Here is a 21404-nt window from a genome sequence, read left to right as displayed (position 1 = left end):
CTCTTTGTACCGAAGCGTGGGCAGGCAAGAGCCCGTCGCGTGCACCGGGGGGTATGCTCCCAGCCGGCCATGGATGGCCGGCGGCCGGCCGTGGTAGCTGGACGCGAACTCCGGCCGGGGAAGCACACCCCCGGTGCGCGCGACGGGCAGCGCGGATCACAACGGAGCGACTCCAGATGCATCCAGCTGCATGTCAGCCTGAGTGCGCAGCCGCGACGACGGCATAGGGCACGGCAGAGCTCACGTCTGCCTCACCTGCCGCAGTTGCTCTTCCCGGCCTCGACGGATGTGGTGGCGCGTGTCGAGGCTCAGCCGGCAGCCCACAGGCGCACGAGCGCGCCGTCCCGTCCCTGCACCGGATCCTGCGGCGGCACCGGGACCGCGGCGATGCGTGCGCGGATTCCGTCCGTCGGCGGTGCGGTCCGCAGGTCGTAATCCTGCTGCCCATCGGGATAGCCGCCGACGACCAGGAAGTCGGGGCTGCAGCGCACCCGGCAATGACCGGTGCCCGCCGGAAGCACGACCACGTCGCCGGCACCGATCTCCACCCGCTCGCCATCGGGACTGCCCAGCAGCACCGTCGCGCTGCCACGCGCCACGCCCAGCACCTCGTGCGAGGTGGAGTGGTAGTGGTGGTAGTCGAAGATGCCCGCGCGCCACTGTGCCGGCCAGCCGTTGGCGGCGAACAGCCGCTCGAACGCCGAGGCCGTCCCCTCCCCGTCGGCACCACGTGCCACCGCGCGGTACAGCAGCACCGGCAGCCGCGGATTGTTCGGGACCCGGTCCGTCGGGGCCAGCAGCAGGGTGTCGGGTGCGGAAGGCATGTGGGCGTCGCTCATCGGTGGTGCCGGCGATGGTGGTCCACCCCGGCGTCGACGGCATGTGGACCGTCGCGCGCCCGTCAGCCGCGCGCGCCTGCGCCGGCCGTCACTCCCACTCGATCGTCGCCGGCGGCTTGCCGCTGATGTCGTAGACCACGCGCGACACGCCACGCACCTCGTTGATGATGCGGTTCGACACCCGGCCGAGGAAGTCGTACGGCAGGTGCGCCCAGTGCGCGGTCATGAAGTCGATGGTTTCCACCGCGCGCAGCGCGATCACCCATTCGTAGGCGCGCGCATCGCCGACCACGCCCACCGACTTCACCGGCAGGAACACCGCGAACGCCTGGCTGACCTGGTCGTACAGGCCCGAGCGCATCAGCTCCTCGATGAAGATCGCATCGGCACGTGCCAGCAGCTCGGCGTACTCCTGGCGCACTTCGCCCAGGATGCGCACGCCCAGACCGGGACCGGGGAACGGATGCCGGTAGACCATCTTGTGCGGCAGGCCGAGTTCCACGCCCAGCCGGCGCACCTCGTCCTTGAACAGCTCGCGCAGCGGTTCCACCAGGCCCATCTTCATGTGCTCGGGCAGGCCGCCGACGTTGTGGTGGCTCTTGATGACGTGCGACTTGCCGGTCTTGCTGCCGGCCGACTCGATCACATCCGGATAGATCGTGCCCTGCGCCAGCCACTTGGCGTTGGCGAGCCTGCCGGCCTCCTCGTCGAAGATCTCGACGAACAGGTTGCCGATCACCTTGCGCTTGGCCTCCGGGTCGGTGACGCCGGCCAGCGCCTGGAAATAGCGCTCGTGCGCATCGACGCGCACCACGCGTACGCCCAGGTGCTCGGCAAAGGTGGCCATCACCTGGTCGCCTTCCTGGAAGCGCAGGAGGCCGGTATCGACGAACACGCAGGTCAGCTGGTCGCCGATCGCCTTGTGCAGCAGCGCGGCGACCACCGAGGAGTCCACGCCACCCGACAGCCCGAGGATCACCTCGTCGTTGCCGACCTGCTCGCGCACGCGCGCAATCTGGTCGTCGATGATGTTGGCCGCGGTCCACAGCGTGCGGCAGCCGCAGATGTCGACCACGAAGCGCTCCAGCAGCGCCCGCCCCTGCCTGGTATGCGTGACTTCCGGATGGAACTGCACGCCGTACCAGGGCTTTTCGTCATGCGCGAAGGCGGCGACAGGCACGCGGTCGGTGGTGGCTGTGATGGTGAAGCCGGGCGGTGCCTGCGAAACGTGGTCGCCATGGCTCATCCACACATCGAGCCGACGCGGCGTGCCCGGATGGTCGTACACGCCTTCGAACAGGCGGTCCTGGCCAACGATCGTGACCTCGGCATGGCCGTATTCGCGCGCATCGGCGGCCTCGGTGGCGCCACCGAGCTGCTTGGCCATCGTCTGCATGCCGTAGCAGATGCCCAGCAGCGGCAGGCCGCTGTCGAAGACCTCCTGCGGTGCAGCGGGGCAGCCATCGACCGTGGTCGATTCCGGCCCGCCCGACAGGATGATGCCCTTCGCACCGAAGCCCGCGATCTCGGATGGATCGTGGTCCCAGGCCCAGACCTCGCAGTAGACGCCGATCTCGCGGATCCGGCGGGCGATCAGCTGCGTGTACTGCGCGCCGAAATCGATGATGAGGATCCTGTCTGAGTGCAGATCGGTCATTGCGGGTCGGGCTCGGGAGGTGCGGGCGTGGAAGAGGATGGCGACTGGCCGGAGCCGCCGAAGGTGCAGGCCTGGCGCTCGGCGTCCCAGCTGCCGCCATTGCCGGTGCACGAGCGCACGACCTCGTGGCCGCGATACCACTGGAACGCGACCAGCACGAGGGCGACCAGCGCCAGCACGGCCATGCCGGTGCCGAGCCGGCGTTTGCGCGGCGGGCGCGGCGTGGAGGGCGGAGCGGATCTGGAGGAGCGGTCGGGACGGGCCATCTCAGCCCATCCGGTAGTTCGGCGGTTCCCTGGTGATCTGCACGTCGTGGACGTGGCTCTCGCGCTGGCCGGCGCCGGTGATATGCACGAACTGCGGCTTCGTGCGCATCTCGTCGATGCTTGCGCAGCCGACGTAGCCCATGGTCGCGCGCAGCCCACCGATCAGCTGGTGGATCACGCCCGACAGCGGCCCGCGGTACGGCACGCGGCCTTCGATGCCTTCCGGCACCAGCTTCTCGGCGGACGACGTGTCCTGGAAATAACGGTCGCTCGAACCCTTCTCCATCGCGCCCAGGCTGCCCATGCCGCGGTAGCTCTTGTAGCTGCGGCCCTGGTAGAGCTCGGTCTCCCCCGGGGTTTCCTCGGTGCCGGCGAACAGGCCGCCGATCATCACCGTCGACGCACCGGCGGCGAGTGCCTTGCCAATGTCGCCCGAATAGCGGATGCCGCCATCGGCGATCAGCGGGATGCGGTCCTGCAGCGCCGAGGCGACCATGTCGATCGCGGTGATCTGCGGCACGCCCACGCCGGCGACGATGCGCGTGGTGCAGATCGAACCCGGGCCCACGCCGACCTTGACCGCGTCGGCACCGGCGTCCATCAGCGCCAGCGCGGCATCGCCGGTGACGATGTTGCCGCCGATCACCTGCAGCTGCGGGTAGCGCTTCTTCACCCAGGCCACGCGATCGAGCACGCCCTGCGAATGGCCATGCGCGGTATCGACGATGATGACGTCGACGCCCGCGGCGGCCAGCCGCTCGATGCGCTCCTCGGTATCACCACCCACGCCGACCGCGGCGCCGACCAGCAGGCTTTCCGAGAGGTCCTTGGCGGCGTTCGGGTTGTCCTGCGCCTTCTGGATGTCCTTGACGGTGATCAGCCCGCGCAGCTGGAAGTCGTCGTTGACCACCAGCACCTTCTCGATGCGGTGGCGGTGCAGCAGCTCGATGACCTCGTCATCGCTGGCGCCTTCCTTCACCGTGACCAGCTTCTCCTTGCGGGTCATGATGTTGCGCACCGGGTCGTCGAGCTTCTTCTCGAAGCGCATGTCGCGGCCGGTGACGATGCCCACCAGTTGGTCGCCGTCGACCACCGGCACGCCGGAGATGTTGCGCGCGCGGGTGAGCTTGAGCACTTCGCCGATCGAGGTCTGCGGGCCGACGGTGAACGGTTCGCGGATGACGCCGGCCTCGAAGTTCTTGACCTGCAGCACCTGCGCCGCCTGGCGCTCGGGAGACATGTTCTTGTGGACGATGCCGATGCCACCGAGCTGCGCCATGGCGATCGCCAGGCGCGCCTCGGTGACCGTATCCATGGCGGCGGACACGATCGGCATGTTCAGGCGCAGGTCGCGGGTGAGACGGGTGGCGAGCGAGACGTCCTTGGGCAGGACGGTGGAATGCGCCGGGACCAGCGAGACGTCGTCGTAGGTCAGTGCTTCGGCCTGGATGCGCAGCATGGGCGTTCCGCAGGAGAGGAAGCGCGCCATTGTACCGCCTCGGCGGCGGCTACGCAGGACGCCGGAAGGTGCTGCGGCCACGGATTACACGGACATACACGAATGAAGCGGTCGGCCGTGCGGGCCTGTGCCGGAACGAAGCCGAACCGCCCGGATCCCGCACCGAAACTCCCGCCCGATCCGCCTTCATCCGCGTCGATCCGCGGCGGGACGCTCAGGCGTCCGACGCCTCCGCGGCCTCGAGCGTGTTCTGCATCAGCGTGGCCACCGTCATCGGCCCCACGCCGCCGGGCACCGGGGTGATCCAGCTGGCGCGGCGGGCAGCGGCAGCGAAGCCGACGTCGCCGACCAGGCGGCCGTCGTCGAGACGGTTGATGCCGACATCGATCACCACGGCACCCGGCTTCACCCATTCCCCGGGCACGATGCCGGGCCGCCCCACCGCGACCACCAGGATGTCGGCTTCGCCCACGTGGCGCTCGAGCACCCCGGCCGGGGTGAACTTGTGGCAGCTGGTCACCGTGCAGCCTGCGATCAGCAGTTCCAGCGCCATCGGCCGGCCGACATGGTTGGACACGCCGACGATCGTCGCGCTTTGCCCACGCACCGCGCGGTCGGTATAGGCCAGCAGCGTGGTGATGCCGCGCGGCGTGCATGGGCGCAGGCCGAACTGGCGCAGCGCCAGCCGGCCGACGTTCTCCGGGTGGAAGCCGTCGACGTCCTTCAGCGGGTCGATGCGCTGGATCAGGCGGCTGGCATCGGCAATGCCCGGCAACGGCAGTTGCACGAGGATGCCGTCGACATCGGTATCGGCGTTGAGCCGGTCGATCAGCGCCTCGAGTTCGGCCTCGCTGGTGCCCGCCGGCAGGTCGATGTCGATGGCGCGGATGCCGACCTTCTCCGCGGCGCGGCGCTTGTTGCGCACGTACGACTGCGACGCCGGGTCCTGCCCCACCAGCACCACGGCAAGCGTCGGCCGCGGCCTTCCCGCGGCGACCCGGGCATCCACCCGCAGCCGCAACTCGTCGAGCAGCGAGTCGGCGATGCGGCGGCCATCGAGGATGCGGGCGGTCTGGTCGGGCGCTGGAGTCATCGGGCAGGTCGGATACGCGGTGGCGCATTGTCGCCGATGGTGGCCGCGGTTTGCAGGCGCCGCGTACGCGCGCGATGCTGGCGTTCCACCCCGAAGCGCCCTCGCGATGACCGATACCACCACCGAAATCGAAGCCGCGGCGTTCCGCCACTTGCTGCAGCACCTCAACCAGGACCGGCCGGACGTGCAGAACATCGACCTGATGATCCTCGCCGGCTTCTGCCGGAACTGCCTGGCCGACTGGTACCGCGAGGCGGCGGACGCGCGCGGCATCGCGCTCGACAGGGAGGCCGCCCGCGAACGCGTCTACGGCATGCCGTTCGCCGAATGGAAGGCGCGCCACCAGCGCGAAGCGACGCCGGAGCAGCTGGCCGCGTTCGAGGCGGCCCGGCAGGCGCATCCTTGATCCACACATGCGTACCGCCCTCTCCCTGGCCGCATTGCTCGCGCTGCTCTACATCGGCGTGTGCCTGTTGATGTACGCGCAGCAGCGCAGCTTCATCTACTTCCCGCAGGCCACGCGCTCCAGCGCTGCCACAACGGATTTCGCCCTCGATCGCGGCGATGCCACCCTGCGCGGCTGGATCGTCAATCCCGGGCGGGAGGACGCGGTGCTGTACTTCGGCGGCAACGCCGAACGCGTCGAGCACAACCGCCGCGACTTCGCCGCGTGGCTGCCGGCGCACAGCGTGTATCTGCTGGCGTACCGCGGCTACGGCGCCAGCGACGGCAGCCCGGACGAGCCGGCCCTCGTCGGCGATGCACTCGCGCTGTTCGACGAGGTTCGCCGCCGCCATCCGCAAGGGCGGATCGCGGTGATCGGGCGCAGCCTGGGCGGTGGCGTCGCCGTGCAGCTGGCGGCGCAGCGTGAGGTCGACCGGCTGGTGCTGGTGACGCCGTTCGACAGCCTCGCCGCGGTCGCCGCGACCCACTATCCGTGGTTGCCGGTGCGCCTGTTGATGCGCGACCGCTACGAGTCCGCCTCCGCCCTGCCAGGCTATGCGGGCCCGGCGCTGGTCCTGCGCGCGGGGGCCGACACCGTGGTGCCGGCGGTGCACGCGGACCGCCTGGTGGCGTCGCGCCCGCAGCACACGCAGGTGCTCGACTTCCCGCAGGCGGGCCACAACGACATCCACCTCGATCCGGGCTACGGCGACGCGATCTCGCGTTTTCTGCGACATCCGGGAGCCGCAGCGGACCCGGCCGGGATGGATCAGTCCGCGCCGCCCGCTGCCGCACGCGGGCAGCGCGGAACCCGGGTATCGCCGGCGACGCAGTAGACGCAGCACCCGGCAGGCGTCCCCGCCGGCTGCACCGGGAATCCGGCCGGCAGGGCCCGGGCGGGCGCGGCCGGCGGCGGCGGGGGCGGCGGCACCAGCGCTGCCAGCGCCTCCCCGGGCCTGAGTTGCAGCAGCACGGTCCAGTCCTGCCGGTTGGCGTTGCAGTGCGCGGGGTGGTCCGGGCTGCACGGCAGGTCGGCAGGCTGGCGCACCGGGAGGTCGCGGAATTGGCCGCCCGGGGTCAAGGGCAGCATGCGCATGGTGACGCCGTCGAACACGTTGCCACCCACCAGCCACGCCAGCCCACGGTGCGGCTGTGCATCGACCACGATGTCGCAGTGCATCCCCAGCCCTTCGTCGCTCGCGGCCAGCAATTGCGCAAGGCCGGCGAAGCCGAAGGTCCGATCGGCGGAGCGCGCATAGCACAGCAGGTCACCACGCGCGGGGCGCGCCGCCTCGGGCGCGACCACGCGATATGCGTTGGCCTCCGGCTGGCGATAGGCATCGCGCACGTAGGACACGTGGCTGGCGGAGACATTGAATCCCGGCAGCCCGGCCTGGCGCACCACCCAGGACACGAACGCCGCCGACCACGGCGTGTCGATGAGGAAGGTCCGGCACGCCGGCAGTGCTGCATCACCCATGCCTGCGTATTCGCACTCCGCAGCACCGGATCGATGCGCCACGGCAGCAAGCAGGCCGCTGCCACGCCAGTAGCCGGCCACGCGGCGCCAGGCCTGCTCGCCATTGGCCAGCTGGCTGACCTCGGCTTCGCGCACGCTGGAACCGCCCACGCGGCCATCGGCATCGATGAACGGCCGGTACCAGAGCTGGTGTTCGTCGCAGGCGATCGCCGCGACCCGCGTGGCGAAATCGACAGCCCCGGTCTGCGCACGCAACAGCGGACAGGGATCCGCGGCACTGGCAGTGCCCGGCACCAGCAGGCAGGCCTGCAGCAGCAACAACAACCACCAGCGCGACGACATGCGGAACACCTCGATGGATCGGAGCGGAACCCGATCCTGCCGATGCCGTCGTGAAGAACGCCGACAGGCGCTGGCGCTCAGCTCCCGCCGGCGCAGAACGCCGCGTAATCGATATAGCCCGGGAATGCACGTCCCGGCGCGCACAGCGGGCAGTCGGGGTCGGCGGCAAGCCGCGTTTCGCGGAAACGCATCGCCAGCGCATCGAAGTGCAGCAATCGCCCGCGCAACGGCTCACCGATGCCCAGCAGCAGCTTCAGCGTCTCGGTTGCCTGCAGCAGGCCGATCACGCCGGGCAGCACCCCCAGCACGCCGGCCTCGGAACAGTTGGGCGCGGCCTCGGGCGGCGGCGGCTCCGGGAACAGGCAGCGGTAGCACGGCGCCTCGCCGCGGCGGCCGCCGGTGTCGAACACGCTGGTCTGGCCTTCGAAGCGGTGCACCGCGCCGTAGACCAGCGGCTTGCCGAGTTTCACACAGGCATCGTTGACCAGATAGCGCACCGGGAAGTTGTCGGCGCCGTCGATCACCACGTCGACACCTTCGAGAAGCGCTTCGACATTGGCGCTGGTGACGCGCTCGGCCACCGGTTCGATGCGTGCGCGCGGGTTGAGCGCCGACAGCGCGGCCGCGGCCGATGCGACCTTGGCATGGCCGATGCGTGCGTCGGTATGCAGGATCTGCCGCTGCAGGTTGCTGCGGTCCACCACGTCGTCGTCGACGATACGCAGCCGGCCCACACCGGCGGCGATCAGGTAGTACGCGGCCGGCGAGCCCAGGCCGCCGGCGCCGACCATCATCACGTGGGCGCGTTCGAGCCGTCGCTGGCCTTCCACGCCCACCTCGGGCAGGCGCAGGTGGCGCGCATAGCGCTCGTGGAAATCGAGGTCGACATGCGCGGCCGGCGCTGCCATCGGCAGCCCTTCGGCCTGCCAGCGGCTGGTGCCTCCGACCACCGACGCGAGCCGGTGGTAGCCGAGCGCCTGCAGCCGCTGCGCGCCCTGCAGCGAACGCGCACCGGACTGGCAGATCAGCAGCAGTTCGTCACCGGCCTCCGGCGCCGCCCCGGCGATGCGCGCATCCAGCTCGCCCAGGGCGATGCCGGTGGCGCCATCCGCCATTCCCAGCTCGCGCTCGTGCTGTTCGCGCACGTCGACAAGCCGCGCGCCGGCGCGCTGGCGTCGCAGCGCTTCGCGCGGGGTGATTTCCTCGATGCTCATGGTGCGATTATCGCCCGCAGCGCCGCAACCGGCGGTTAGCGGCCAGCGCCGCGCGGCGGAGGCGCGCGGCGACTCAGTACGCGATGACGTCCACGACCGTGCCCGCCGGATAATGCCGCGCACCTTCGTCGAGCACGATCAGCGCGTCGGAATCGGCCGCCGCGCGCATCCGGTGCGAAGCATCGGCCGGGTTCGGCTCGACATGGAGCATGCCGTCGCCGTTGTCGCGCAGGCGGCCGCGCAGGAATTCCAGACGCTCGTGTTGCTTGTCCCAGTCGCGCGACAACCGTGCGCTTCGCAGCGGGCGTGGCGCCCTGCCCTGCAGGCCGTCGGTGAGCCGGCGCCCCAGGGTGAGCCACGTGGCCAGCACCGATACCGGATTTCCCGGCAGGCACAGGAACAGCGCATTGCCGAGCGTGCCGCCCTCGGCGAACAGCACCGGCATCCCGGGTTTCAGGCGCGCCTTCCAGAACACGATGCGTGCGCGCTCGCGCAGCAGCTGCGGCAGGTGGTCCTTCTCGCCGGCGGACACGCCACCACAGGTCAGCACCAGGTCGAAGGCGTGGCCGGCATGCAGCAGTGCCGAGTAGGTCTGCGCGGGGTCGTCGGGCAGCGTGGGCCATGCGGTCGGTTCGAGGCCGGCTTCGCGCAGCAGCGCCATCAGCTGCACGCGGTTGGCGTTGTAGATCATCCCCGGCTCGAGCGGCATGCCGGGCTCGGTGAGTTCGTCGCCGGTGGTGAACACCGCCACCGTCGGGCGCCGGCGCACCGCGACGTCGGTCATGCCCTGGGCAGCGCACAGTGCCAGGCGCGTGGCGGTCAGCACGTCACCCTGGGCCACCAGCAGGTCACCGACGCTGCAGTCCTCCCCGGCGCGGCGGACGTAGCGACCCGCGGTTTCGCCGCGTGGAATCCGCACGTGGCCGTCCACCAGCGACACGTCCTCCTTCATCACCACGCTGTCGGCGCCAGGCGGCAGCGGTGCGCCGGTGGTGATGCGCACGCACTCGCCCGGCGCCACCGCCAGCTGCGACACCGGCCCGGCGAACCGGTCGCCGACCAGCAGCAGGCCCGTATCGGCCGCGAGAGCGATGTCCGCATGCCGGTAGGCGAAGCCATCCATCGCGGCATTGTCGAACGGAGGCTGCGGCAGCACGGCGTGCAGGTCTGCGCCGAGCACGTGGCCATGTGCGCGCGCAAGCGGCAGGCGCCCGACGGGCAGGCGATACGTCGCCGCGACCGCGTCGATCAGCCGGCAGGCTTCGGCATATGCCACGCGGGTGGGAAAGTCGTCGCGCGCGGGCATCATCGTGCCGTGGTCACTTCCGCTTGACGTGGCGCATCAGGCGCCGGCGCTGGGCGACCTGGCGATCGCTCAGTTCGTTCTTGCGGTCCTTGTAGGGGTTGTCGCCTTCCTTGAACACGAACCGCACTGGCGTACCCACCAGCTTGAAGCGCTTGCGGAAGAAGTTTTCCAGGTAGCGGTGGTAGCTCTGCGGCAGCGTCTTCAGGCGGCTGCCGTGGATCACCACGGTCGGCGGATTGGTGCCGCCGGGGTGCGCGAAGCGCAGCTTCGGCACGTGGCCACGCACGGTGGGGGGCGGGTTCGCGGTATACGCCGCCTCCAGCGCCTTGGTGACCTCGGAGGTGCCGAGTTCGCGCGTGGCCGACAGGTGGGCGCGGTGGATCGCCTTGAACAGTTCACGCAGGCCGGAGCCGTGCACGGCGCTGATGCGCACGTGCTCGGCCCACGGTACGAAGGTCAGCTTGCGCGACAACAGCGCTTCCACCTGCTCGCGCTGGTAGGTGGTCAGGCCATCCCATTTGTTGACGGCGACCACCAGTGCACGGCCGGCATCGAGCACCGCACCCAGCACGGTCGCGTCCTGGTCGGTAACACCTTCGTTGGCGTCGAGCATCACCACCGCCACCTGGCATTCCTCGATCGCCTGCAGGGTCTTGATCACCGAGAACTTCTCGACCGCCTCCTCGACCCGGCCCCTGCGGCGGATGCCGGCGGTATCGATCAGCCGGTACAGGCGGCCGTCGCGTTCCATGTCCACGGCGATCGAGTCGCGCGTGGTACCGGGTACGTCGGAGGCGATCATCCGCTCCTCGCCCAGCAGGCGGTTGACCAGGGTCGACTTGCCGACGTTCGGGCGGCCGATGAAGGCGATGCGGACGCGCTCCGGATCCTGGTCCAGGACCTCGCCGCTACCCTCCTCCGGCAAGCGCTCGAGCACGTCGTCAAGCAGGTCATCCAGGCCGAGGCGGTGCGCCGACGACACCGCGGTGGCGTCTTCGAAGCCGTAGCGCGAGAACTCGGCGATCGCCTGGCGCGCATCGATGCCGTCGGTCTTGTTGACCACCAGCAGGGTCGGCCGCGAATGCCGGCGCAGCCACTGCATCAGTTCGTCGTCGAGCGACGACGGGCCTTCGCGGCCATCGACCACGAACAGCACCAGGTCGGCTTCCTCGGCCGCGGCACGTGACTGCCGCGCGGTGGCGCCGGCAAGGCCTTCCTCCTCGCCACCGATGCCGCCGGTGTCGACCAGCACGAACGGACGCTCCGGCATCAGCCGGCAGATGCCGTAGTTGCGGTCGCGGGTGACCCCCGGCTCGTCGTGCACGAGCGCATCGCGGGTCCGCGTGAGCGCGTTGAACAGCGTCGATTTGCCGACGTTGGGGCGCCCGACCAGGGCGACGAGAGGCAGCATGTGGGCAATCCGCGAAAAAGACGGGAGATGGAAACGGCATCGGCCGCAGCGATGCGGCCGATGACCATCTTAGGGATCCTGACGCCCGCGCGCAGGATCCGGAGGAGCGCGAGGCGGGGTTACTGCCCGATGCGCCAGGCGCTCAGGTCGCCGTCGACGTTCTGCACCACGAGGATCCCGTCAGCCACCACCGGGGTGCCACGCAGGGCATCACGGCCGGCCCGGGCGCGGGCGGCGAACTGCCCGCTGTCGAGCTGCAGCCAGTGCAGGTAGCCGTCGTAATCACCGACCACCACATAGTTGTCATGGACCACGGCCGAGGAGAGGTCGCGACGGGCCAGGCCGTCCTGCTGCCACATTGCCGATCCGCTGCGCTTGTCGAGACCCCACACCGTACCGGCCGGGTCGGACACCGCCAGCAGGTTCGGTGCCAGGCCGAGGCGGCCGGAGCCACCGCGGTCGCTCACCCACAGCGGACGGCCGGTCGGGCCGTCGATCGCCATCGTGGTGCGCTTGTAGCTGGTGGCGAACACCGCGGTGCCGTCGAGCACCGGGGTGCCGTCGATGTCGGCCATGCGCTCGAGCTCGGTGCGGCCATCGGGCGCGCCCACCAGCTGCTCCCACAGAACACGGCCGTCGGCGATGCTCAGGGCGACCATGGTGCCGTCATCGTTGCCGACGAACACCACACCCGGGCCCAGCAGCGCGGAGCCGTGACCGCGCACGGTCAACGTCGGCAGCTCGCGCACCCAGAACCAGCGCCGCGCACCGGTGGCGGCGTCGAACGCGGTCACCCGGCCGTCGTTGGAGCGCACGATCACCGTGCCCTGTCCGATCACCGGTGCGGCCAGCACCTCGTTGCCGACCTGGGCCTGCCAGCGCTCGGCACCGGTGGCCGCGTCCAGCGCGATGACTTCGCCATCCAGCCCGCCCACCACGACCAGGCCGTCGCCATGGCCGGGCCCGCCGGACAGCCGCAGGTCGGACGGGTAATGCCACACCTGCGACCCGCTCTGCAGGTCGATCGCGCGCACGCCACCGCGCACGGCCGCGGCGTACACGCGGCCATCGCCGACTGTGGGCGCCTGGCGCACGCCGATGCGGCCCTCGCCCTTGCCCGCGTTCGCGGTCCAGATCCGGGTGGGCGTGGCAGTGGCGGTGAACTCGACCAGCGGCGCCGGATCGGTGGTGTTGGGCTTGTCGTCGTCGTCGCTGAACCAGCCGCGGACGGTGCCGCAGCCGCTCAGCGCAACGGCGCCCAGAAGGAGGATCGCGCCACGCAACGCGGCAGAACGCTTGGCAGACTTCATCAAGAGGCCTCGTCGGGGGTCGGTTCGCCGCCTGCGGCAGCGAGCTTGATTTCGATCAGGCCGCGGCCGGGAGAGGCGACGTCGGTCTGCGCGAGGGCGCGCGTATACGCCGTGCGGGCCTCGGCGTCCTGGTCGAGCGCGGCGTGGGCATCGCCCAGTGTTTCCAGCCCGGTGGCATCGCTTGCATCGCGCAGCAGGGCAACAGCCTCTTCGGCGCGCCCGGCATCGATCAGCAACAGGCCGAGTCGCTGGCGGCGGATGGGTTCGAGTGCGGGGTCGTTCGCATCCGCGCCCTGCAGCGTCTGGATGGCCGCCTCGTGCTGCCCGGCCTCCACCTGCGCACGTGCGAGGTCCAGCGCGGCGAGCACGCCGTAACTGCCGCCCTGCAATGCCGCGACCTGGCGCTGGGCGTCGGCGAGATCGCCACCCGCCAGATCGGCGACCATGCGCTGGTAGGTCATGCCGGCGTCCACGCGCTTGGCGTGCTGGTTGCCCTGCCACCAGCGCCAGCCGCCCACCAGCGCGAATGCCACCACGATGCCTGCGAGGATGCCGAAGCCGTTCTCGCGCAGCCAGGTACGGACGCGTTCACCCTGTTCGTGTTCGTCCGGAAGATCGTCGATCGCCATGCTGTCTCTCGCCGCACGCGGGACGTGCGACCTGTTGTTCTTCTATGGAGCCCGCATGTGCACGCGGGCCGGTGGGATACGCCCCGCGGGCGTGCGGATCACTCCGTGACCGGCGTGAGCGAGCCGTCGGAGGATACCTCAAAGCGGGCCACGTTCGCCCGCTTGAATCCGTCGAGATCCTGGATCTCGCCATTGCGGCGGACCTCGACGCCACCCGCATTGCCGAGCACCACGCGGCCCACCTGGCCGGGCTCGTAACTGCGGGAATCACCGGCGCGCAACAGCGCCTGCTCGATTTCGCGGCCATCCGGGCCGATCACCTGCACCCAGCTGTCGCCGCGGAACTCCAGCGAGAGCGACTGCTGCGGCGCGGCCGGCAGTGCCGGTGCGGTGCGCTGCACCGGAGGGGCCATCGACGCCACCAGCGGGCGCTGCGGCGTGCGTGCGGTGGCGGCCGGCGACGGCGTACCGGTGCCGTCGCCGATGCTCGACGGATCGACGTCCAGTGCGATCACGGCCTGGCCACCGCCGTCGACGTGCTGGCGGGTGACCATCCACACCGGCACCGCGATCGCGGCGGTGATCACCACGTACACCACCTTGCGCGCCGCCTGCTCGACATAGCGCTGCAACGGCGAGGTATAGGTGCGCGGCTGCAGCCGTGACGGCTCCAGCGGCTGTTGCGCCTCCGGCGGCAGCAGGCTGTCAGCCGGCACCCCGAGCACGCGCGCATAGCTGCGGATCTGGCCACGGATGAAGACAGGCGCCCCCAGCCTGCTCCAGTCGGACGATTCGAGCGATTCCACCACTCGTGCGGGTACACGCATCCTTGACGCGACGTCGGCCACGCTCAGGCCGGCACGTTGGCGGGCGTCCCGCAGGCGGTCCCCGTGGCCATCAGAGTGGCCTGGATTCGCTGCAGATGTCATAGCTGACTGCTTTCCCCGGATGATTCGGACAGCGCGCGCGGAAATTCCCTTTCCAGGCGCTGACGATAGCGTTCGGCGGCGGCCATGTCGCCGAGGCTTGTTTCAATCTGTGACGCAAGTAGAAGCGCACCGGGTGTTGGAGGCGCTGCCGCGAGGCGGCGCTCGGAAAACGCCCGTGCTTCGAGAAAACGGCCACTACGGTACTGGTATTCGGCCATTGCTGACAATGCCACGCTGTTGGCCGGGTCCAGATCCAGGGCGACCCGCAGGTCGCGCTCCACCCTGCCCGGCTGCCCGCCGGCCTCCGCGCAGGCGCCGGAGTTGGCCAGCGCGTCGGCCACCCGGCCATAACGCGGGTCCGCGATCGCGCGGTCGAAATACACCATCGCCTCGGCGGCCCGTGCGTTCCCGCACAGCCACGCGCCGTAGTTGTTGAGCACCAGCCCGTTGTCGGGCGCCGCGTCCGCGGCGCGGCGGTAGTACTCCCCCGCGGCGCCGGCCTGTCCCCTGCGAGACTCGACAAGCGCCAGCAGCGTCAGCGCATCGGCGGACTTCGGATCCACCCGCAGGGCGTCGCGCGCATGACCCACGGCGGCGTCGAACTCCCCTGCAACCAGCGCGCGGTCGGCGCGACCCACGTGCGCGGCGGCCTCGGTGCGACGGCGGTCATCGGCGGTGGTGCGGAAGCTGTAGTCGGGTGCCACCTGGCGGGTCTTGCCGCGGCTGGCATCGGCCTTGATGAAGGTGAGGCGGGAGCAACCGGTGGCGACAAGCGCGACCGCGGCCGCAAGGAAGAGGATGCGTACGACTGCCTCAGGCGGCCGCATCGGCATTTCCCTGTGCTTCCAGCTGCTTCCTGAATTCGGCCTGGCGGCGGGTGCGGTCCGCGACCTGGCCCTTGAGCTGGCCACATGCCGCATCGATGTCGTCGCCACGGGTGCGGCGCACCGGCGCGATCATGCCGGCGTTGTTGAGCTGCTTCTGGAACGCGCGGATCACCTCGTCGTCGGGCCGCGCGTAACGCGTGCCCGGGAACGGATTGAACGGGATCAGGTTGATCTTCGCCGCATCCTTCATCTGCACCGCGCGATCGAACGCGCGCAGCAGCGCCACCAGTTCGCGCGCGTGCTCGGGCTGGTCGTTGACACCCTTCATCAAGGTGTACTCGAACGTGACGGACTCGCCCTTCCTGCGCAGCGCGTAGCGCACGCAGGCATCCATCAGTTCGGCGATCGGATATTTCTTGTTGAGCGGAACCAGCCGGGTGCGCAGTTCGTCGTTGGGCGCGTGCAAGGACACCGCGAGCGAGACGTCGCTCACCTCGCCGAGCCGGTCGATCATCGGCACCAGGCCGGCAGTGGACAGCGTCACCCGCTTGTTGGCCAGGCCATAGCCGAGGTCGTCGCGCATCACGCTCATCGCGCGTACGACGTTGTCGAAATTCATCAGCGGCTCGCCCATCCCCATCATCACGACGTTGGTGAGCTTGCGCTGCCTGTGCGGCACGTTGCCGAGATGGCGCGCCGCGATCCACACCTGGCCGATGATCTCCGCCGTCGACAGGTTCCGATTGAAGCCCTGGGTGGCCGTGGAACAGAACTGGCAGTTCAGCGCGCAGCCCACCTGCGAGGAGACGCACAGCGTGCCGCGGCCCTTGTCGGGAATGAACACCGTCTCGATGGCATTGCTGCCATCCATGCCGACCAGCCACTTGTGGGTGCCATCGACCGACGGCTTGTCGAACTGGATCGCCGGTACGCCGATCTCGGAATGCGTCTCGAGCTTGGTGCGTAGCGCCTTGCCGAGATCGGTCATCTCCTCGAACGTGGTCACGTGCCGGTGATGGATCCACTTCATGACCTGATGCGCACGGAAGCGCTTCTCGCCGAGGGTCTCGACGAAGAAGAGCTCGAGCCCTTCGCGGTCGAGCTCGAGGAGGTTCTGCCTGGTGGCGGAGTCGGTCACTGGATTCCAGAGTTCGTAAGCGGGGTGTTGCCACGGACCATGCGGCTGGAGGCCGCGCAGTCCGTGGCGGTGCAACTCAACGCGCGTGGACGTCGGTCGATGCGAAGAAGTAGGCGATCTCGACCGCCGCGGTCTCCGCGGCATCCGAACCGTGCACGGCGTTGGCGTCGATGGAGTCGGCGAAGTCGGCGCGGATCGTGCCGGCTGCGGCTTCCTTCGGGTTGGTCGCGCCCATCAGCTCTCGGTTCCTGGCGATCGCGCCCTCGCCCTCGAGCACCTGGATCATCACCGGGCCGGAGATCATGAACTCCACCAGCGCGTTGAAGAACGGACGCTCGCGGTGCACGGCATAGAAGCCCTCGGCTTCCTTGCGCGACAGCTGGGTCATGCGTGCGGCAATGACCTTGAGGCCGGCCTTCTCGAAACGGCTGTAGATCTCGCCGATGACGTTCTTGGCAACGGCATCGGGCTTGATGATGGACAGGGTGCGCTCCAGCGCCATGGACGATCTCCGGGATAAGGGTCGCGCGAACGGCGACCGTAAATTGGGTTTCATGGAAAAACCCGCGTCGGCGCGCGGGTTTAGCCGATCTGGCTGGGACGGATTCTAGCTCAGAACCGCACACTTTTGAAGGCATTGGATGGGCGAGCGCCTCCCCGTTTGACCGCCGGACAGGCTGGCACCTAACATCCAAACAAGCGTTTGATCATGTGAGCCCATGTCCACCCAGTTCTCGACCAAGGAACGCATCCTCGGCGCGGCGGAAGAACTCTTCGCCCAGCAAGGGTTTGGCGCGACCTCCCTCCGCCAGGTCACCAGCCGCGCCGACGTCAATATCGCGGCGGTGAACTACCACTTCGGGAGCAAGGAGAACCTCGTCAACGAGGTCTTCCGCCGCCGGATGGACGAGATGAGCGGCCATCGCCTGTCGATGCTCGAAGACGCGCGGCGCACCCGCCCCGGCGAGCTGGAGGCGATCCTTGCCGCATTCGTCGAACCAGCGTTGGCCCTGGCGGCCGGCCGCAACGGGGGTGGTGCGTTCATCCGGGTGATCGCCCGGGCATACGCCGAGCAGAACGATGGGCTGCGCGGCTTCCTGTCCGAGCGCTACGGGCATGTACAGCGCGAATTCGCCCGTGCGATTGCCGAGTGCGTGCCGGGACTGGCCAAGGCGCAGCTCTACTGGCGACTGGACTTCCTCGGCGGCGCGCTCACCTATGCCATGGCCGACTTCGGCCTGATCCGCCGCCCGCCCGGGGTGGACGAGGACACCCATCGACGCCGCGCCGCCGCGGAGCTGATCCGCTTCGCCGCCGCAGGTTTTCGCAGCTGACCGCACCGGCGCCCGGTCTCCACCGTGCGTCGCTACCGTTACATATCAAGGAGTTGGGAACAATGTCTGAGAAACTGCTTGTCCGTCGCGCAGCGGTGCTGGGTGCCGGCGTCATGGGCGCCCAGATCGCCGCCCACCTGACCAACGCGGGCATCGATACGGTGCTGTTCGACCTGCCAGCCAAGGAAGGGCCTGCCGACGGCGTGGTGCTGAAGGCGATCGCCAACCTCGGCAAGCTCAGCCCTGCCCCGCTCGCGAGCAAGGCACTGGCTGCGGCGATCACGCCGGCCAACTACGACACCGGGCTTGAGCAACTGCGCGGGTGCGACCTGGTGATCGAAGCGATTGCCGAACGGATGGACTGGAAGCAGGACCTGTACCGGAAGATCGCGCCGTTCGTGGCCGACCACGCGGTGCTGGCGTCCAACACCTCGGGCCTGGGCATCAACGCGCTGGCCGATGTGCTGCCGGAGCAGCTTCGCCACCGCTTCTGCGGCGTGCACTTCTTCAACCCGCCGCGCTACATGCACCTGGCCGAACTGATCCCGGCGAACACCACCGACGCCTCGGTGCTGGAAGGCCTGGAAACCTTCCTGACGACCCAGCTCGGCAAGGGCGTGGTGTATGCCAAGGACACGCCGAACTTCATCGGCAACCGGATCGGCGTGTTCTCGATCCTGGCGACGATCCACCACACGCGCGAAGCCGGTCTCGGCTTCGACGAGGTGGACGCGCTGACGGGACCGCTGGTCGGCCGCCCGAAGTCGGCGACGTATCGCACCTCGGACGTGGTCGGCCTCGACACCATGGCCCACGTGATCCGGACCATGGCCGACACCCTGCCGGACGATCCGTGGCACCGGTATTTCCAGGCGCCGGACTGGCTGCAGGCACTGATCGGCAAGGGCGCGCTGGGCCAGAAAGCCGGTGCCGGCATCTTCCGCAAGGTCGGCAAGGACATCCACGTCCTGGACCTCGGGCAGCAGGACTACCGCCCGGCCGACCGCAAGGCGGCCGACGAGGTGGTCGAGATCCTGAAGACCCGGAACCCCGCGGAGAAGTTCGCGAAGCTGCGCGAAAGCCAGCACCCGCAGGCGCGCTTCCTGTGGGCGGTGTTCCGCGACCTGTTCCACTACAGCGCCTATCACCTGGCCGATATCGCCGAGACCGCGCGCGACGTCGACCTGGCGATCCGCTGGGGCTACGGCTGGTCGCTCGGGCCGTTCGAGACCTGGCAGGCCGCCGGCTGGACGCAGGTGGCGCAGTGGATCGCCGACGACATTGCGGCGGGCAAGGCGATGAGCGATGCGCCGCTGCCGGCCTGGGTGCTGGATGGCCGCGAAGGCGTGCATTCGGCCGAAGGCAGCTACAGCCCGGGCCGGGATGCGGTGGTGCCGCGTTCGACGCTCGCCGTCTACGGCCGCCAGCGTTTCCCCGATCCGGTGCTTGGCGAGTCGTTCGACCAGGGCACGACCGTGTTCGAGAACGACGGCGTGCGCATGTGGCACGACGGCGACGGCATCGCGGTGGTGTCGTTCAGGACCAAGATGCACACGGTGTCCGACCAGGTGCTCGACGGGCTGCAGGAAGCAGTGGCGATCGCCGAACGTGACTTCCAGGGGCTGGTGATCTGGCAGCCGAAGGAACCGTTCTCGGCCGGCGCCGATCTGGCCGGTGCGCTGGGCCTGCTGCAGGCCGGCAAGGTCGACGCGTTCGAAGCGATGGTGGCGAACTTCCAGGCGACCAGCCAGCGGATCAAGTACGCGCTGGTGCCGGTGGTCGCGGCAGTGCGTGGCCTGGCGCTGGGCGGTGGCTGCGAATTCCAGATGCACTCGGCGCGCACGGTGGCGCACCTCGAAAGCTACATCGGGCTGGTGGAAGCCGGCGTCGGCCTGCTGCCGGCCGGCGGTGGCCTGAAGGAACTCGCGGTGCGCGCGTCGCAGGCCGCGGGGCCGGGTGGCGATGTGTTCGCGGAGCTGAAGAAGACCTTCGAGACCGTGGCGATGGCCAAGGTGTCGACCTCGGCGCTCGAGGCAAAAGAACTGGGTTTGCTGCGTTCCGATGACCGCATCGTGTTCCATGCCCACGAGCTGCTGCACGTGGCAAAGGCCGAGGCACGCGCGCTGGCGGAAGGCGGCTACCGGCCACCAATGCCGGCCCGCCGCATCCAGGCCGCCGGCGACGTTGGCATCAGCACCTTCCGGATGCTGCTGGTCAACATGCTCGAAGGCCGCTTCATCAGCCCCTACGACGACGAGATCGCGACCCGCATCGCCACGGTGCTCAGCGGTGGCGACATCGACCGTGGCGCACTGGTGGACGAGGAGTGGCTGCTGCGGCTCGAGCGGACCCACTTCGTCGAGCTGGCCCAGCAGGAAAAGACCCAGGCGCGCATCGGCCACATGCTCAAGACGGGCAAGCCGTTGCGGAACTGATCCGGCCCGGCGCGCCAGGCGCGCCGGCACGATCGTCACCGCCACCTCAGAATCCGGAGAATCCAATGAGCAAGCAGATCCAGGACGCCTACATCGTCGCCGCCACCCGTACCCCGGTGGGCAAGGCGCCCAAGGGCGTGTTCCGCAACACCCGCCCCGACGACATGCTGGCCCACGTGCTGAAAGCGGTGATCGCGCAGGCACCGGGCATCGACACCAACCGCATCGACGACGCGATCATCGGTTGCGCCATGCCCGAAGGCGAGCAGGGCATGAACGTGGCACGCATCGGCCTGCTGCTGGCCGGCCTGCCCGACACCATCGCCGCGCAGACCATCAACCGCTTCTGTTCGTCGGGCCTGCAGGCGGTTGCGCTGGCGGCCGACCAGATCCGTCTTGGCAATGCCGACCTGATGTTGGCCGGCGGCACCGAATCGATGTCGATGGTGCCGATGATGGGCAACAAGGTCGCGCTGTCGCCGTCGGTGTTCAAGGACGACCACGTGGCCATCGCCTACGGCATGGGCATCACCGCCGAGAAGGTCGCCGAGGAATGGAAGGTCTCGCGCGAGGACCAGGACGCCTTCGCCCTCGCCTCGCACCAGAAGGCGCTGGCCGCGCAGAAGGCCGGCGAATTCCGCGACGAGATCTCGGCGCTGGAAGTGGTCTCGCGCCAGGCCGACCTGGCCGGCAATGCGGTTCGTGTGAAACAGCTGCTCGTCGAGCACGATGAAGGCCCGCGCCCGGACACCTCAAGCGAAGGCCTGGCGAAGCTGCGGCCGGTGTTCCGCAACGGCCAGTTCGGCGGCACCGTCACCGCCGGCAACTCGTCGCAGATGAGCGACGGCGCCGGCGCGGTGCTGCTGGCGTCGGAACAGGCCATCAAGGACTACGGCCTGACGCCCCTCGCCCGCTTCGTGAGCTTCTCGGTGGCAGGCGTGCGCCCGGAGGTGATGGGCATCGGCCCCATCGCGGCGATCCCCAAGGCGCTCAGGCAGGCCGGTCTCACCAAGGACCAGCTGGACTGGATCGAACTCAACGAAGCGTTCGCCGCGCAGGCGCTGGCGGTGATCCGCGATTCCGAACTGGACCCGGACAAGGTCAATCCGCTGGGTGGCGCCATCGCGCTGGGCCATCCGCTGGGCGCCACCGGTGCCATCCGCACGGCGACGCTGCTGCACGGTCTGCGTCGTCGCCAGCAGAAGTACGGCATGGTGACGATGTGCATCGGCACTGGCATGGGCGCGGCGGGGATTTTCGAAGCCCTCTGATCCGCACGCTGGCGGTTCAC

20 protein-coding genes are annotated in these 21404 nt (G+C 69.4%); 5 read left to right on the top strand and 15 right to left on the bottom strand.

What is annotated here, in order from left to right; genetic code table 11:
* Positions 1-308: 308 nt before the first annotated feature.
* The 5 genes from LDO11_RS02765 to folD all read right to left on the bottom strand — a co-directional run bounded on the left by LDO11_RS02765 (position 309) and on the right by folD (position 5314).
* Positions 309-839: a cupin domain-containing protein gene (locus LDO11_RS02765; protein WP_232140241.1), complete on the bottom strand. Its 531-nt coding sequence runs from the start codon at positions 837-839 to the stop codon at positions 309-311.
* 88 nt (positions 840-927) lie between these two features.
* Positions 928-2496, bottom strand: coding sequence for a glutamine-hydrolyzing GMP synthase (guaA, locus tag LDO11_RS02760; RefSeq protein WP_232140240.1), 1569 nt, complete (start codon positions 2494-2496; stop codon positions 928-930).
* A complete protein-coding gene (locus LDO11_RS02755; RefSeq protein WP_232140239.1) occupies positions 2493-2762 on the bottom strand; it encodes a hypothetical protein in 270 nt (89 codons plus the stop codon). The genes guaA and LDO11_RS02755 overlap by 4 nt, the downstream gene beginning before the upstream one ends.
* Before the next feature lies 1 nt (position 2763).
* Entirely contained in the window at positions 2764-4221 is a 1458-nt protein-coding gene (guaB, locus tag LDO11_RS02750) for an IMP dehydrogenase (protein ID WP_232140238.1), read from the bottom strand.
* A 214-nt stretch (positions 4222-4435) separates the two neighbouring features.
* Positions 4436-5314, bottom strand: coding sequence for a bifunctional methylenetetrahydrofolate dehydrogenase/methenyltetrahydrofolate cyclohydrolase FolD (folD, locus tag LDO11_RS02745; RefSeq protein WP_232140237.1), 879 nt, complete (start codon positions 5312-5314; stop codon positions 4436-4438).
* A 106-nt stretch (positions 5315-5420) separates the two neighbouring features.
* On the opposite strand from folD, the gene LDO11_RS02740 reads away from it, so the two are divergent.
* Positions 5421-5720: a DUF1244 domain-containing protein gene (locus LDO11_RS02740; RefSeq protein WP_232140236.1), complete on the top strand. Its 300-nt coding sequence runs from the start codon at positions 5421-5423 to the stop codon at positions 5718-5720.
* A gap of 7 nt (positions 5721-5727) precedes the next feature.
* Positions 5728-6594 carry an alpha/beta hydrolase gene (locus tag LDO11_RS02735; RefSeq protein WP_232140235.1) on the top strand — a complete coding sequence of 289 codons (867 nt, stop codon included), beginning with the start codon at positions 5728-5730 and terminating at the stop codon, positions 6592-6594.
* Here the strand turns inward: LDO11_RS02735 and LDO11_RS02730 are convergent.
* From LDO11_RS02730 to ndk, 10 genes are all read right to left on the bottom strand, one after another.
* A complete protein-coding gene (locus LDO11_RS02730) occupies positions 6528-7580 on the bottom strand; it encodes a DUF2272 domain-containing protein (RefSeq protein ID WP_232140234.1) in 1053 nt (350 codons plus the stop codon). The two genes, LDO11_RS02735 and LDO11_RS02730, sit on opposite strands and share 67 nt — an antisense overlap.
* 77 nt (positions 7581-7657) lie before the next feature.
* Positions 7658-8794 carry a molybdopterin-synthase adenylyltransferase MoeB gene (moeB, locus tag LDO11_RS02725; protein WP_232140233.1) on the bottom strand — a complete coding sequence of 379 codons (1137 nt, stop codon included), beginning with the start codon at positions 8792-8794 and terminating at the stop codon, positions 7658-7660.
* Positions 8795-8867: 73 nt separating this feature from the next.
* Positions 8868-10100: a molybdopterin molybdotransferase MoeA gene (locus tag LDO11_RS02720; RefSeq protein WP_232140232.1), complete on the bottom strand. Its 1233-nt coding sequence runs from the start codon at positions 10098-10100 to the stop codon at positions 8868-8870.
* Positions 10101-10113: 13 nt separating this feature from the next.
* Positions 10114-11511 carry a ribosome biogenesis GTPase Der gene (der, locus tag LDO11_RS02715; RefSeq protein ID WP_232140231.1) on the bottom strand — a complete coding sequence of 466 codons (1398 nt, stop codon included), beginning with the start codon at positions 11509-11511 and terminating at the stop codon, positions 10114-10116.
* A gap of 119 nt (positions 11512-11630) precedes the next feature.
* Positions 11631-12821 carry an outer membrane protein assembly factor BamB gene (gene bamB, locus LDO11_RS02710; protein ID WP_232140230.1) on the bottom strand — a complete coding sequence of 397 codons (1191 nt, stop codon included), beginning with the start codon at positions 12819-12821 and terminating at the stop codon, positions 11631-11633.
* The gene (locus tag LDO11_RS02705) at positions 12821-13450 is read right to left on the bottom strand and encodes a YfgM family protein (RefSeq protein ID WP_129135793.1); all 630 of its coding nucleotides are present in this window, start codon (positions 13448-13450) and stop codon (positions 12821-12823) included. The genes bamB and LDO11_RS02705 overlap by 1 nt, the downstream gene beginning before the upstream one ends.
* Before the next feature lie 98 nt (positions 13451-13548).
* Positions 13549-14379: a helix-turn-helix domain-containing protein gene (locus LDO11_RS02700; RefSeq protein ID WP_232140229.1), complete on the bottom strand. Its 831-nt coding sequence runs from the start codon at positions 14377-14379 to the stop codon at positions 13549-13551.
* On the bottom strand, positions 14376-15206 hold the full coding sequence (pilW, locus tag LDO11_RS02695; RefSeq protein WP_232140228.1) for a type IV pilus biogenesis/stability protein PilW: 831 nt from the start codon (positions 15204-15206) through the stop codon (positions 14376-14378). The genes LDO11_RS02700 and pilW overlap by 4 nt, the downstream gene beginning before the upstream one ends.
* Positions 15193-16344: a dual-specificity RNA methyltransferase RlmN gene (gene rlmN, locus LDO11_RS02690; protein ID WP_232140227.1), complete on the bottom strand. Its 1152-nt coding sequence runs from the start codon at positions 16342-16344 to the stop codon at positions 15193-15195. The genes pilW and rlmN overlap by 14 nt, the downstream gene beginning before the upstream one ends.
* Before the next feature lie 76 nt (positions 16345-16420).
* Positions 16421-16846: a nucleoside-diphosphate kinase gene (gene ndk, locus LDO11_RS02685; RefSeq protein ID WP_232140226.1), complete on the bottom strand. Its 426-nt coding sequence runs from the start codon at positions 16844-16846 to the stop codon at positions 16421-16423.
* A gap of 217 nt (positions 16847-17063) precedes the next feature.
* Between ndk and LDO11_RS02680 the strand changes: the two genes are divergently transcribed.
* The 3 genes from LDO11_RS02680 (at position 17064) to LDO11_RS02670 (ending at position 21384) form a co-directional block, all read left to right on the top strand.
* Complete coding sequence (locus LDO11_RS02680; protein ID WP_232140225.1) at positions 17064-17678, top strand: TetR/AcrR family transcriptional regulator; 615 nt, start codon at positions 17064-17066, stop codon at positions 17676-17678.
* A 62-nt stretch (positions 17679-17740) separates the two neighbouring features.
* Entirely contained in the window at positions 17741-20113 is a 2373-nt protein-coding gene (locus LDO11_RS02675; RefSeq protein WP_232140224.1) for a 3-hydroxyacyl-CoA dehydrogenase/enoyl-CoA hydratase family protein, read from the top strand.
* Between the two features lie 65 nt (positions 20114-20178).
* Positions 20179-21384 (top strand): acetyl-CoA C-acyltransferase, encoded by a 1206-nt coding sequence (locus LDO11_RS02670; RefSeq protein WP_232140223.1) that lies wholly within the window; start codon positions 20179-20181, stop codon positions 21382-21384.
* Positions 21385-21404 lie beyond the last annotated feature (20 nt).

This window comes from Alterluteimonas muca, assembly GCF_021191595.1.
GTDB lineage: Bacteria > Pseudomonadota > Gammaproteobacteria > Xanthomonadales > Xanthomonadaceae > Luteimonas > Luteimonas muca.
This window is presented reverse-complemented; position numbering and strand designations above follow the sequence as displayed.